The organism is Vibrio rarus (assembly GCF_024347075.1).
In the GTDB taxonomy this organism is placed as follows: Bacteria; Pseudomonadota; Gammaproteobacteria; order Enterobacterales; family Vibrionaceae; genus Vibrio; species Vibrio rarus.
On record NZ_AP024901.1, the window covers coordinates 15,049 to 29,093 of the forward strand.

Genomic DNA, 14,045 nt, shown 5'->3' on the forward strand with positions numbered 1-14,045 from the left:
CCTTTCAATTAATCATTTGCGATTAACTTATTGGACTTAGTGACACGGTTCAATAGTGGACGATTGATAAATAATGAACTGCCGACTCACTGGAATGAACGGCAATAATCGGGAATGAGTTACAACGCCAAGCGCTGTCTAAATGCCTTAATGTTGGAGCGACTTACCGGTATTAGCGTATCGCTGTTGTGCATTTTTAAACGATATGTGGCACTTGCCCAAGGTATAATTTCTTCGATTTTATCTAAATTAACCCAATATGACCGATGCGCTTTGAAGAAGTTACCCTGCTCATATTTTTCTATAAGATCACTGAGCATCAGTGGTGAAGTAAATAAGCCATGGATGGTTTGCACATCAGTGGTTTTTCCGTTGGCAGCAGCAAAAATGATATCAGATACGTCAACCATACGAATTCTATCCCCAAGATAGAGGTTTAGGCTCTCTTTGTTGGTGATAGGCCCTGACTCAGTGAGCGAATCGACGCCCAATTTATCAAGGCTTTTCTTTACTCGATTTTCCGTAAAGGGCTTAAGTATGTAATCAAAAGCTTCTATTTCAAAAGCATCGGCCGCATGCTCTTTATAGGCAGTGGTAAAGATCAGCTTTGGTGGTGTTTTAAAATTATACAAACTCTTAGCGAGCACCATGCCATTAATGGAGGGGAGGTTGATATCCAAAAAGGCAACGTCCACAGTGTGTAATTGCAAATACTGTAAAGCCTCGAGACCATCGCCAAACTCTGCTTTTATCTCTATGTCGCTGTATTTACCTATAAGGTATTTAAGCTCTTCACGGGCGAGATATTCATCTTCTACCAAAATGGCGGTTAACGTCATGCTTGCTCCATTGGAATAGTGAATGAGATATGAGTTCCAGGCTCTAACCGTTCAATTAAAAGCCCTTTACCATAAAGTAATTTAATGCGCTGGTGGACGTTGTTAAGTCCAATTCGCTTAGATTCTATAGTACCAGCGTTGATTCTTTCAATAACAGAGACCGGTATGCCCACACCATCATCAGCAACAGAAATGGTAATTCGGTTTTGTTGTTGTTTTACTGAAATAGTAACCGTACCTTTACAGCCTTTTGGGTTGATACCGTGCCCAATGGCATTCTCTACTAATGGTTGAATGATCAACGGTGGCACAAAAGCGTTCACCGGATCAATATCGAAGGTCACATTGAGTTTATCAGCAAAACGGGCTTTTTCGATGGCCACATAGTCATTGACTTGTTCCAGTTCCGTAGTCAACGGAATCATTTCATCGACATTTTCCAGGTTAAAGCGCATGAAATCGGCTAATTTACCTACAAGATCCCTTGCTTTTGTGGGTTCAATTCGAATCAAAGTAGAAATCGCATTAAGTGTATTAAACAGAAAGTGAGGGTTGATTTTATTTTGTAACGCACCAAACTCAGCTTCATTGGCCATCGCTTTAAGGGTGTCTACTTTAGCCACTTCAAGTTGAGTGGAAATGAGTTGTGATAAACCAATTGCCATCTCATGTAATGAAAGCGTGATTTGGTGAGGCTTTTTGAAGTAAATCTTTAGAGTACCCGTCACTTTTTTGTCTTCTGAAAGGGGGATAATCATTAAAGAGCGAAACATATGTTGTTGAATGTCATTACTCTCAATAATCTCAGCATTATCAATGGCCTTAAGCGTCATTAAACTGACCTGCATATGGTGGTTATTAAATTGCTCTTCACCGTATCCCACATACACTTTTACATCACGAGTGTCAGTGATGGCGACGGCATCGGCTCCACACTCATTTTTAATTATTTCGCACACGTGTTGCAGAGCTTCATTAGAGTTCTTGCGGATGTAAGGTAACGTTTGGTTCGCTACTTTCAAGGCTTGTTTTGCTTGATAGGCCGCAATCTTATCTTTTTCACTTTCCATCTCTTGTAGCCATTTGATAATGAGGCTAACGCATACGGAGCCTATAATCATGGGCAGGGCAATCGAGTGAACGATAGACATTGCTAACGAGTGATCTTGGTTAAGCTCCACAATCAATATCATGGTGAGTAGCTCACAAGAAGCGGCTATTAATACGCCGTATTTTGCATAATTAGCGTAGTTAGCGCGTAAGTGAACCCAAGAGGCAAAAAGACCAGCAAGAACACTGGTAATAAGACAAGGTATCGATGAGGGACCATTAATATCGATTAAATACCGATGCACTCCAGAAATAATCCCCGCAGTAATTCCCACCCAAGGGCCAAATAAAACCCCACCGGAGACAATTGAAATCACTCGTGCATTGACAAGGGAGCCTTCAACATACACCCCAGTATAGGTATTGAAGATGGCAAAAAATGTGAAAAATAGCGCGAGAACCGTCAGCTTTAAGGTGCTACGACTCTGTTTGGCTATGATGGTTTGAAATACCTTCATATGAGTCAAAAAATACAGCGCCATAAGTAGCAATGCCGCTCTTTCTACCATTGCGAGGAGCATCATTAATTGTTCTAAGTACATAGGGTATGCAGGTGGATTGAGGGGCGATTATAGTAGCGGTTGCTTATTATCTGCACAAGACGATTGCTTATGCAATTACTGGAACTAAAATACCGAATTTTAAACAGTATGCCATTAGCTAAGTGCGGTGACTGTTTTGCCGTTAGCGAGTGTATCCTCAAGCTCTGCACCCATAAGTAACTGACCTAAAGGGGCTTGAGGGGTGACCACAACGATAGTGTTGTTTTGTAGCTTAAAACCGCCACAGACAGGGAGTAACCAGCAAGTGAGTCCATTATCAACGGTTGCCAGAGCGCCTAGAGCTATCTCATCATCATCTGCAAACGGACGAAGAGCCAGTGATTTGATGGTGTTCATCATCTCATCACATTCCGCAACACGCTTAGATTGTCCATGTGCCAAATAAGCCGCTTCAATGGCGACAGTATCGTATTGTGTTTCTGCAACGCTTTGTTCATGGGTGGCATCATCATGGGCACTGTCTGCCGCTTTCAGTGCGTTTTGACGCGAGATAGTTAATATTTGCAGGAGTTCTTGGCGTAGCCGCTCTTTGTCAATCATGGATTATACATTTGAAGCAAAACACTATGGTAGCGAATTTTGCGCCAATCTGCGATCTTTAATCCATGTCTTACTCATCACTTCCATCCTCTGCTTGATGGGGAGGTGACTAATAAAAATGAGGCCAGTATTTATGATTAAATACTGGCCTCATACAGTGCCTATCAAAGGTAACGCTTAGTGTTATTAACGACGTTACTTATCGTTGTTTGTTGCACCAATTTTATGGATAGCAAGATCGGCACCAATAAACTCTTCTTCTTGTCCCAGTCTTAATCCAGCAAACTTATTAACTAGACCATAAACAATAAAGCCGCCGATAACAGCAACAAGGATACCCGCTATTGTCCCTATTATTTGTGAAATCAAGCTAACGCCACCCAGGCCGCCCAGCAGAGGGGAACCAAAAATACCTGCAGCAATTGCGCCCCATACACCACATAGGCCGTGAAGTGGCCATACACCTAATACATCATCAATTTTAGTACTGCGTTGTAGCTTAGTGAATACCCAAACAAAAAGGGCACCAGCAACACCACCCACAACAAATGCGCCCACAGGGTGCATAATGTCTGAGCCTGCACATACAGCAACAAGACCAGCTAATGGTCCGTTATGAATAAAACCAGGATCATTTTTACCAACGAATAGCGCCACTACAGTGCCACCAACCATGGCCATTAAACTGTTAACCGCGACTAAACCATTAATACCATCTAGAGTTTGTGCCGACATAACATTAAAGCCAAACCAACCAACGGTTAAAATCCACGCCCCTAAAGCTAAGAAAGGAATATTTGATGGGGCAAACGCAATACCTGGCTTACGACCGCGACGAGAACCTAACAAATAGATAGCGACCAATGCCAGCCATCCCCCCATCCCATGCACCACAACAGAGCCTGCGAAATCGTGAAAAGATGCACCAAATTGAGAATCTAACCATGCTTGGAAGCCAAAGTTACCGTTCCAAATGACACCCTCGAAAAATGGATACACAAAAGCGACGATAAGTGCGGAGGAAAGTAAAAACGGTTTGAACTTGGCTCGTTCTGCAATGCCGCCTGAAACAATGGCAGGAATAGCAGCTGCAAAGGTTAACAAGAAAAAGAATTTAACCAATTCATATCCGTGGTTCTGAGTCAGTGTTTCAACACTAACAAAGAAGCTTTGCCCATAAGCTATCTGATAGCCAATAACAAAGTAAGCTACCGTGGCAAAAGCAAAATCAGCCATAATTTTCACTAATGCATTCACTTGGTTTTTGTGACGCACTGTACCCACTTCAAGAAATGCGAATCCTGCATGCATTGCAAGAACTAAAATAGCACCAAGAAGGATGAATAAAGTGTCTGCGCTTTGCGCAACGGCATCAATGGCCTGACTAATGTTGTCCATGAAGTTTTCCCAGATCAGTATCAAGTGTACAAAGTATTCTAATATCTCAATGCTTACTGCAATAACCGTTCCAACAATAAGTTATTGGCTGAAAATATCGAAGAAAGAGGGTTTTTTATAATTTTCTGGTAAATTTCACTCGCAAAACATGAAAAGTTGCTGTCTATGGATGCTTTTAACTGTCATTGACGTCATTTATAAAGATAAGGGAAAAACACGCTGCATTAAAATGGTGCAAAAGGTGTTTGTGCGCACCATTTTGGCGCTCTGTTTGGGTGCGTTAGCGTGTTTTGTTTTGGTGCGTAGTGCAGTCTTATAGTAGTGAATTATTGATCAGCTTAATGGTGGGGCGGGGCGCTCTTAATAGATGCGTGAACAAATAAGCGTGTTCGTTAATTTCAGCGAAAGCATGAATGGCAAGCATAAAAAAACCCCAGCGTATAAAGCTAGGGTTTTTATTTAGTTAGCGTTTGCTCTTAGTGGGGGAACTAAGCCGCTTGTCTTTGACCTACGCGTGAGGCATTAACAAGTAGAATACCAACGATAAGTACAATTGAACCACAAACTAGGAACAATAGACGTCCGCTTGGGTCATTTGGAATAAGTGCCATTGCAAGAACACCGAAACCAGCAGTACAAATCAGTTTACCAAGCATTGAACGTTGAGCAGTGTCAAGGTTTTGCTGTTCTTCACCTTCTGCAACAACAGGTGTGTTCCAGTTTGTGAATAGTTGGTCAACTTCTTTTTCACGTTCAGGTGACAGCCCTCTGTAGAATAGGGTTGTTAGAACGAAGAAACCACCAGTAAAGATAACGTGTGCTGCCAAGCTTAGGCCAACTTTAAGATCTGCCCACTCACGAGAAGTTAGAGCGTGATCTAAGTTGAATAGGTGTTGAACATCATGTGCGGTAAGTGCAATACCAAACACGTAAGAAACAATACCACCGACAATCAAGGTTGCCCAAGCAGACCAATCTGGAGTCTTGCGAATCCACATACCTAGTAGGATAGGGATAAGCATTGGGAAGCCAATTAGGGCACCGATATTCAGTACGATATCAAACAAGCTCAAATGTTTAAGCGAGTTGATAAATAGACCAATACCAATGATGATGATACCCATAATAACGGTAGTGACTTTACTTACTGCTACAAGCTCTTTTTGAGACGCGTGAGGGCGAATAATTGGGCTGTAGAAGTTCATTACAAAGATACCGGCGTTACGGTTAAGACCAGAGTCCATAGAAGACATAGTCGCCGCAAACATCGCAGACATCAGTAGACCAACCATACCAGCAGGCATGATGTTTTCTACGAATGCTAAGTATGCTGCATCGCCCGCTTTACTACCCATATCTGCATATTGAGCAGCAAAATCAGGTTGGAAAGCTGCCATATACCATGGAGGTAGGAACCAGATAAGTGGACCAATGATCATAAGAATACAAGCTAGACCCGCTGCTTTACGAGCATTGTTACTATCTTTAGCACAAAGGTAACGGTATGCATTGATACTGTTGTTCATTACACCGAACTGCTTAACAAAGATAAACACAACCCAAAGGATAAAGATGCTTACATAGTTAAGGTTGTTACCTAGTACAAAGTCGCCTTGGAAGTTCGCTACGATATTGGTAATACCACCACCGTGGAAGTAAGCTGCGATAGCACAAGTAATAGTTACAGCCATGATAACAAGCATTTGCATGAAGTCAGATGCAACAACAGCCCATGAACCACCCGTTACAGCCATAAGCATAAGAACTAGGCCAGTAACAACAATCGTTGCTTCCATTGGAATGTGGAATACAGCAGCGACGAAAATCGCAAGACCGTTTAACCAAACACCAGCTGAAATCATGCTGTCAGGCATACCTGCCCAAGTGAAGAACTGCTCTGAAGTTTTACCAAAGCGCTGACGAATTGCTTCGATAGCGGTAACCACGCGAAGTTGACGGAACTTCGGTGCAAAGTAAATGTAGTTCATGAAATAGCCAAATGCATTGGCTAGGAAAAGGATTACAACAACAAATCCGTCGCTAAATGCGCGTCCTGCTGCACCCGTGAAGGTCCATGCTGAGAATTGTGTCATGAAGGCAGTTGCACCTACCATCCACCACAACATTTTACCGCCACCCCTAAAATAGTCACTGGTAGATGTTGTAAATTTTCTAAACATCCAACCAATAGCTAATAAGAAGAAGAAGTAGGCGATCACAACAAAAGTATCAATAGTCATTTATTTCAGCCTTAAGGTCTTAGATTAACTGCGCATAAGCTTAACGTCTTTCCCTATCTATTAGTACTACAATATACATTTAATGTGATCCAGATCACATTGTTGGGGCCTTGTGTGGTGCAGTGTTTTTTGCTTTATAAATCAATGGGTTAGAATGCAAATTTATATAAAATAAACAGTGTTTGATTAAATATCCATCTTTTATGCATGTATTTTAGTATTACTAAATGTAAGTGTTTTATACAGTAATCAATAGGGTTCGCTTAATAGGGTAGACTAGTTTTGGTGGTTTTTTTAGAGATTCTTGATTGCTATTCGCTTTTAGGAGCAGAGAGAGCGCTGTGGGGCAAACAGTTCACCAATAACGCTCCCAAACCATGGCATGTTAAATAGTGAGGTTGGCAAATATCAGCCTCACTTCTGCATTTTGTATCAGACGCTGTAAGATCACTCTTGGCAATCCCCCATGCATGCGTGATTGCCAAGAGAATATGTCTGATAAGCGATTATTGTACTATTGATAAAACCCCACAAGATGACCTAGTGTTAAAGCCCGCAGTTCAAAATAGATCTGCAATGGCAAAGGGTTAAGGTGCTTTGTGGCTTCCTGTGGCGAGCAGAATGGAGGAAAGAAGGGCCGTGCAAAATAAAGACAAAAAAAAGCGAGCCATAATAGGCTCGCTTATACAAAGTATGAGGTAATGATTAGCTAACGTGAGCTACAGCATCACGAACTAGTGCACCTAGCTCATCCCATTTACCTTCGTCCATTAGTTTAGTAGGAACCATCCAAGTACCACCACATGCAAGAACTGCAGGGATTGATAGGTACTCATCAACGTTCGCTAGGCTAACGCCACCAGTAGGCATGAAGTTTACTGGATAAACTGCAGTTAGTGCTTTAAGCATTGGAACACCGCCTGATGGTGCAGCAGGGAAGAATTTAAGAGTACGAAGACCCATTTCCATTGCTTGCTCAACTAGGCTTGGGCTGTTTACGCCAGGGACGATAGCAACACCTTTATCAATACAGTATTGAACTGTACGAGGGTTGAAGCCTGGGCTTACGATGAAATCAACACCAGCGTCAATAGAAGCATCAACTTGCTCGTTAGTAAGAACAGTACCAGAACCGATTAGCATATCTGGGAACTCTTTGCGAAGTACGCGGATAGCTTCGATAGCACATTCTGTACGTAGCGTTACTTCGGCACAAGGCATGCCGTTGTCAACAAGTGCGCGACCTAGTGGAATTGCATCTTCAACTTTGTTGATTGCAATTACAGGGATCACTTTAAGACTTGCTAGTTTTTCGTTCAAAGTTGTCATGTTTTTTCTCATCAAATATTGTGTGAGTCTGCGTGAGCAGGACAATTATAAAGACAGTTCAGGCATTGCTTCAGCAGGGATGATAGCACCAGAATACTGGATTACTGTACCCGCTACTGCGTGGCCACTTGCTGCTGATTCCAGAGCAGTACCACCACAAAGACGTTTTGCTAGGAAACCGGCGCTGAAAGAGTCGCCTGCTGCAGTAGTGTCAACGATATTGTCAATTTGGTTTGCTGAAACGTAGTTGGCGTTTTCGCCTTCAACAACAAGGCATTCTTTTCCGCCTCGTTTGATAACAAGTTCTTTCACGCCAGCATTAGTGGTACGTTCAATACATTGCTCTACGTGTTCGTCACCGTATAGGTCTTGCTCATCATCGAAAGTCAAAAGGGCAGTATCAGTGAAGCTTAACATCTTCAGGTACCACTTTTGAGCTTCGGCTTGGCTAGCCCATAGTTTTGGACGATAGTTGTTATCGAAGAATACTTTACCTTGGAATTTTTCAAGGAATTTGAACAGCTCGTTACGACCGTTATCCGTTAAGATAGCCAGAGTAATACCGCTTAGGTAAACTGCATCGTAACCGCTTAGGGTGTCAATAAGTGCGGCAGATTCAGTTTGGTCAAACATGAATTTAGCTGCTGCATCATTGCGCCAGTAATGGAAGCTACGCTCACCAGTATTGTCGGTTTCGATGTAGTAAAGGCCAGGTTGCTTGTCAGAAAGACGTGCAATTAGGCTAGTATCAATGTTCTCTTGCTGCCAATTTGCAAGCATGTCTGCACTGAACGGGTCTTGGCCTAAAGCGGTAACATAGCTGGTTTTGATGCCATGCTTATGAGTTAAGCGGGACAAATAAAGAGCAGTGTTTAGTGTGTCACCACCGAATGCTTGTTTTAGAAGTTCACCTTTTTGCTGAAGTTCTACCATGCACTCGCCAATGATGGCAATGTTTAATTGTTTCATATTTTTACCGAAGCTAAAGTGTGCTTTCAAAGATTATTTAAGGAAATCTTCACGTGCTGGAGAGAAAAGGTCCATAAGTTCACTACCCTCTTCTAAAGCGATAGCACCATGTACAAAGTGCTTAGGAGCAATGTAGGCATCGCCAGCAACAAGAATTTTTTTCTCGCCTTCAATTTCCGCTTCAAAGCTACCACAGATTACGTAACCAATTTGGTCATGAATTTCGTGAGCGTGAGGGTGACCGATAGCGCCTTTTTCAAAACGTACGCGAACGCCCATCAGTTCGTCAGTGTAGCCAATAATCTGACGGCTAACACCGTCCCCTAAGTCTTCCCAAGGTTGATCTTTAGAAATGAAAAATGAATTCATAACGACGTTCCTTAAATGGTTTCGTATTTTTACAAATAAAAATGTTTAACTTTGTCTATAATAATGGATTATTTTCAATTGTCATACAATAAGTTTATAGTTGTGTGACCTAGGTCAATTGTCACTCTGTTAGTTCCTCTAAACTAAACTTTAGACAGACAAAGTGACATTGCAATATAGATAAAGAATTATGCTAAAAGAAATTGTTTGTGTGACTGCTTTCATTCTTTTTTGACCCGTTCATAGGATTATAGTTAATATTGTATTATTTTATCGGAATTTCTAATTATTCTCGCAAGCTGAGGGATCAAGGCAAATGACCACACAACCGATATTATTTACCCCTGACGAAATCGTACAACTTCGTCAAGAAGTAGGCCGCGAAACCCTTATGGGTCAAGCGATTGCTAAAAACATTGCAGTAACAGATGCGTTCATGAGCTTGCCTCTGGAAGTTCCAGGTCATGGTGATGGTGGTAGTTATGAACACAACCGTCATAAAGATAACTATACCTATATGAACTTGGCTGGCCGTCTATTTGTTATTACGCAAGAGCAAAAATACGCCGATTTTGTCATCGCCTTGCTTGAAGAGTATGCGGATAAATATTTGGAATTGGGATTCCAAGTACAAAAAAACACCAACCCGACGGGGCGTATTTTCCACCAAATTCTTAATGAGCACGGCTGGTTACTCTTTACCAGTATTGCTTATTCTTGTGTTTCATCACAAATGACAGAAGCACAACGTCAGCGCATTATTGACCGTGTCTTTATGCCAATGATTGAAATGAGCACAGAGAAATACGCACATCGTTTCGACCACATTCACAATCACGGTGTTTGGGCGGTGGCTGCAGTCGGTGCTTGCGCCGTCGCTATCGGTAAGCCTGAATACTTAGACATGGCCGTTTATGGTAAAAATCGCGCTGAATGCAGTGGATTCCTCGATCAAGTATCGAACTTGTTTGCGCCATCAGGCTACTATTTAGAAGGTCCTTATTACTCACGCTTTACGATTCGACCTTTAGTTTTACTGGCTGAGATCATCCATCGTCATATGCCTGCCGTTGATATCTACAACTACAAACAAGGAGTGGTAGGCAATACGGTTCAAGCATTACTGGCCACTGCGTATCCAAACGGCGTTTTCCCTGCTATGAATGATGCATCGCAAAGCATGAGCATTGCAGACGCGGGTGTCCAAGTTGCCGTGAGCATTTATGGGGCCCACTACGCACTGGATGACAACATTTTGGGTATGGCTAAAATTCAAGGTGGGGTGTGGATGCACCCGTGTGGACTACAAGTGTCTCGTGCCTATGAAAAAGCCGCCTCTGAGCGTGAAATTGGTTTACCTTATTGGCCAAGCATGGAGTTGAGTGAAGGTCCAAATGGTGACCAAGGTGCTCAAGGTTTTGTGCGCATGCAAGATAAAAGCGGTGATGTATCACAATTGGTGATGAATTACGGTATGCACGGTATGGGACATGGCCATTTTGATACGTTAGGCATTACTTTATTTAACCGCGGTCATGAAGTGCTACGTGAGTATGGTTTTGGTCGCTGGGTGAATGTCGAACCAAAATTTGGCGGACGCTACTTACCCGAAAACCCTTCATATGCTCGTCAAACGGTAGCGCATAACAGCGTGACTATTGATCAAACGTGTCAAAACTACTTTGATGTGGAACGTGCCGATTCCGTACATGGTTTGCCACATTTTTTCCAAGTTGATGATGAAAACATTAAGGGAATGAGTGCGTTTGCTAATCACCACTATGATGGTTTTGCCATGCAACGTAGCGTGTTTTTGCTCAATTTAGACGAACTAGAAGCACCTCTGTTAATCGATCTTTACCGTTTAGAGGGTGAGGGCGAGCACCAATACGATTATTCTCACCAGTATAGTGGTCAGATCATTCGTACAAACTTTGCATACGAAACATTTAAAGAAGTGAACACACTAGGTGATGATGCCGGTTATCAGCACCTATGGAAAATGGCCGCAGGCCAAGCCAATGACACCGCTTTAGTCAGTTGGTTACAAGATAATAGCTATAATACATGGCTAGGTACCAGTTCCAACAATAATGGTGAAGTGATTTTCACCCGCTCTGGTGCTAACGATCCAAGCTTTAACCTACGCAGTGAACCTGCGTTTATGTTGCGTAGCCATGGTGAAAGCACACTTTTCGCATCCGTGTTAGAAACCCATGGTTACTTTAACGAAGAATTTGAGCAATCTGTCAACGCACGTGGTCAGGTGTCGAATATTCGAGTTATTGGTCATAATGAAGTGGGGTCTGCTGTTGAGATCACGACTCAACGTTCAGTGGTGACTCTACTGGTGTCTAACCAGGCACATGTGACTGAAAATACTGTGAACGAACTTACAATTAATGAACAGACTTTCAATTGGACAGGTTACTATTCAGTGAAAGTAAACACTCAATCTCAGGAGATTATTTAATGAGCTATCAACCATTGCTGCTTAATTTTGAAGAAGCGGCTGAACTCCGTAAAGAACTTGGCCAGGATAGCCTACTAGGTAAAGCACTGACTCGTGACATCAAGCAAACTGATGCGTACATGGCAGAAGTAGGTATCGAAGTACCAGGACACGGTGAAGGTGGTGGCTATGAGCACAACCGTCACAAACAAAACTATATCCATATGGATATTGCCGGTCGTTTGTTCTTGATCACTGAAGATGAAAAATACCGTGACTACATTGTTGATATGCTAACAGCGTACGCAAAAGTGTACCCTGGTCTAGAAAGCAATGTGAGTAAAGACACTAACCCTCCGGGTAAAATTTTCCATCAAACTCTGAATGAAAACATGTGGATGCTGTACGCATCATGCGCATACTCGTGCGTTTTCCACACGTTATCTGATGAGCAAAAAACACTGATCGAAAATGACTTATTCAAGTTAATGATTGATTTGTTTGTTGTCACTTACGGTCACGATTTTGACATCGTGCACAACCATGGTCTTTGGGCTGTTGCAGCCGTAGGTATTTGTGGTTACGCAATCAATGATCAGGAATCTGTAGATAAAGCACTGTATGGTCTTAAATTAGACAAAGTGAGTGGCGGTTTCCTTGCGCAACTTGACCAACTGTTCTCGCCAGACGGCTACTACATGGAAGGTCCTTACTACCACCGTTTCTCTCTACGTCCAATTTACCTGTTTGCAGAATCTATTGAACGTCGTCAACCTGAATTAGGTATTTACCAATTCAACGATTCAGTGATTAAGACAACGTCTTATGCCGTATTCAAAACCGCATTCCCTGACGGTTCTCTTCCTGCATGTAACGATTCATCAAAAACGATTTCTATCAATGATGAAGGCGTAGTGATGGCGACCAGCGTCTGTTTCCAACGTTACGAGCAATCTGAAACCTTACTTGCGATGGCTAACCACCAACAAAATGTTTGGGTACACTCTGCAGGTCTTACCCTTTCCAATGCGGTTGAAGCTGCAGACGAAATCAAACCATTTAACTGGGGTAGCCTGTACATCACAGACGGTCCTAAAGGTGAAAAAGGCGGCCTAGGTATCCTACGTCACCGTGATTCACAAGATGACGACACTATGGCGTTAATTTGGTTTGGTCAGCACGGTTCTGATCACCAATATCACGCCGCTCTTGATCACGGTCACTACGACGGTCTTCATTTAAGTGTGTTCAACCGCGGCATTGAAGTATTACATGACTACGGTTACGGTCGCTGGGTAAACGTTGAGCCTAAATTTGGCGGTCGTTATATCCCTGAAAACAAATCGTACTGTAAGCAAACTGTTGCCCACAACACAGTAACGGTTGATCAGAAAACACAGAACAACTTCAACACAGCACTGGCTGAGTCTAAGTTTGGTGAAAAACATTTCTTCAACATCGACAATGCTAACCTACAAGGCATGAGTGGTCGCATTTCTGGTTACTACGAAGGCGTTGATATGCAACGTAGTATTCTACTTGCTGATATTGAAGAGTTCGAAAAACCGTTGGTTATTGACGTATACCGTATTCAATCAGAACAAGAGCATCAATACGATCTTCCTGTTCATTACACAGGTCAAATCATTCGCACTGACTTTGAATATCAAACTGAAGCGACATTGAAACCTGTAGGTGAATCTGACGGTTACCAACACCTTTGGAACTTAGGTTCAGGTAAAGTTGCGGGTAGCGCTTTAGTGAGCTGGCTTGTGAATAATAGCTATTACTCACTCATCACCAGTGCTAGCGCTGACAGTGAAGTGATCTTTGCCCGTCTTGGCGCAAATGATCCGGACTTCAACTTACGCAGTGAGCCTGCAATGATCATGCGTCAATCTGGTAAAGACCATGTCTTTGCTTCTGTTCTTGAGACTCATGGCTACTTTAACGAAGAGTTTGAGCAATCCGTCAACGCTCGTGGTTTAGTTGAGTCAGTTACTGTGGTAGAAAATAACGAAGTGGGGACTGTGGTTTGCATTAAAACAACCTCAGGAAATACATACCACTTTGCTATTTCTAACCTAGCTGAAGACGCTCAGCAAGGTCAACACACTGTGGGTGAGTTTACTTGGCAAGGGTCTTTTGCCAAACTGTAATTGGTCAGGTTATAAGTAATTAACCGCTAATTTAAGCTCTGAAATAAACGGACGTAGGTATTTACCTCACGTCCGTT

Annotated in this window: 10 protein-coding genes; 2 read left to right on the forward strand and 8 right to left on the reverse strand. The window is 42.5% G+C overall.

The genetic code is table 11. The features are described 5' to 3' along the window. Positions 1-119: 119 nt before the first annotated feature. From OCU56_RS13110 to OCU56_RS13145, 8 genes are all read right to left on the reverse strand, one after another. Entirely contained in the window at positions 120-839 is a 720-nt protein-coding gene (locus OCU56_RS13110; RefSeq protein WP_261875197.1) for a LytR/AlgR family response regulator transcription factor, read from the reverse strand. Then, complete coding sequence (locus tag OCU56_RS13115) at positions 836-2,473, reverse strand: LytS/YhcK type 5TM receptor domain-containing protein (RefSeq protein ID WP_261875198.1); 1,638 nt, start codon at positions 2,471-2,473, stop codon at positions 836-838. The genes OCU56_RS13110 and OCU56_RS13115 overlap by 4 nt, the downstream gene beginning before the upstream one ends. A gap of 132 nt (positions 2,474-2,605) precedes the next feature. Further along, positions 2,606-3,052, reverse strand: a complete 447-nt coding sequence (locus OCU56_RS13120; RefSeq protein ID WP_261875199.1) for a hypothetical protein — start codon at positions 3,050-3,052, stop codon at positions 2,606-2,608. Positions 3,053-3,247: 195 nt separating this feature from the next. Further along, complete coding sequence (locus tag OCU56_RS13125; RefSeq protein WP_261875200.1) at positions 3,248-4,450, reverse strand: ammonium transporter; 1,203 nt, start codon at positions 4,448-4,450, stop codon at positions 3,248-3,250. A gap of 488 nt (positions 4,451-4,938) precedes the next feature. Next, positions 4,939-6,690: a sodium:solute symporter family transporter gene (locus OCU56_RS13130; protein ID WP_261875201.1), complete on the reverse strand. Its 1,752-nt coding sequence runs from the start codon at positions 6,688-6,690 to the stop codon at positions 4,939-4,941. Positions 6,691-7,395: 705 nt separating this feature from the next. After that, positions 7,396-8,019, reverse strand: coding sequence for a bifunctional 4-hydroxy-2-oxoglutarate aldolase/2-dehydro-3-deoxy-phosphogluconate aldolase (locus tag OCU56_RS13135; RefSeq protein ID WP_261875202.1), 624 nt, complete (start codon positions 8,017-8,019; stop codon positions 7,396-7,398). A gap of 45 nt (positions 8,020-8,064) precedes the next feature. Next, positions 8,065-8,988: a 2-dehydro-3-deoxygluconokinase gene (locus OCU56_RS13140; protein WP_261875203.1), complete on the reverse strand. Its 924-nt coding sequence runs from the start codon at positions 8,986-8,988 to the stop codon at positions 8,065-8,067. 33 nt (positions 8,989-9,021) lie between these two features. Further along, a complete protein-coding gene (locus OCU56_RS13145) occupies positions 9,022-9,357 on the reverse strand; it encodes a cupin domain-containing protein (protein ID WP_261875204.1) in 336 nt (111 codons plus the stop codon). A 316-nt stretch (positions 9,358-9,673) separates the two neighbouring features. Between OCU56_RS13145 and OCU56_RS13150 the strand changes: the two genes are divergently transcribed. Both OCU56_RS13150 and OCU56_RS13155 read left to right on the forward strand, forming a co-directional pair. Next, positions 9,674-11,830, forward strand: coding sequence for a heparinase II/III-family protein (locus OCU56_RS13150; protein ID WP_261875205.1), 2,157 nt, complete (start codon positions 9,674-9,676; stop codon positions 11,828-11,830). Beyond that, on the forward strand, positions 11,830-13,968 hold the full coding sequence (locus OCU56_RS13155; protein ID WP_261875206.1) for a heparinase II/III domain-containing protein: 2,139 nt from the start codon (positions 11,830-11,832) through the stop codon (positions 13,966-13,968). Before OCU56_RS13150 ends, OCU56_RS13155 begins: the two co-directional genes overlap by 1 nt. The last annotated feature ends 77 nt before the right edge of the window (positions 13,969-14,045 follow it).

Coding starts and splice junctions, on each gene's coding strand:
- OCU56_RS13110 (WP_261875197.1), bottom strand. CDS start 839: ATGACGTTAACCGCCATTTTGGTAGAAGATGAATATCTCGCCCGTGAA.
- OCU56_RS13115 (WP_261875198.1), bottom strand. CDS start 2,473: ATGATGCTCCTCGCAATGGTAGAAAGAGCGGCATTGCTACTTATGGCG.
- OCU56_RS13120 (WP_261875199.1), bottom strand. CDS start 3,052: ATGATTGACAAAGAGCGGCTACGCCAAGAACTCCTGCAAATATTAACT.
- OCU56_RS13125 (WP_261875200.1), bottom strand. CDS start 4,450: ATGGACAACATTAGTCAGGCCATTGATGCCGTTGCGCAAAGCGCAGAC.
- OCU56_RS13130 (WP_261875201.1), bottom strand. CDS start 6,690: ATGACTATTGATACTTTTGTTGTGATCGCCTACTTCTTCTTCTTATTA.
- OCU56_RS13135 (WP_261875202.1), bottom strand. CDS start 8,019: ATGACAACTTTGAACGAAAAACTAGCAAGTCTTAAAGTGATCCCTGTA.
- OCU56_RS13140 (WP_261875203.1), bottom strand. CDS start 8,988: ATGAAACAATTAAACATTGCCATCATTGGCGAGTGCATGGTAGAACTT.
- OCU56_RS13145 (WP_261875204.1), bottom strand. CDS start 9,357: ATGAATTCATTTTTCATTTCTAAAGATCAACCTTGGGAAGACTTAGGG.
- OCU56_RS13150 (WP_261875205.1), top strand. CDS start 9,674: ATGACCACACAACCGATATTATTTACCCCTGACGAAATCGTACAACTT.
- OCU56_RS13155 (WP_261875206.1), top strand. CDS start 11,830: ATGAGCTATCAACCATTGCTGCTTAATTTTGAAGAAGCGGCTGAACTC.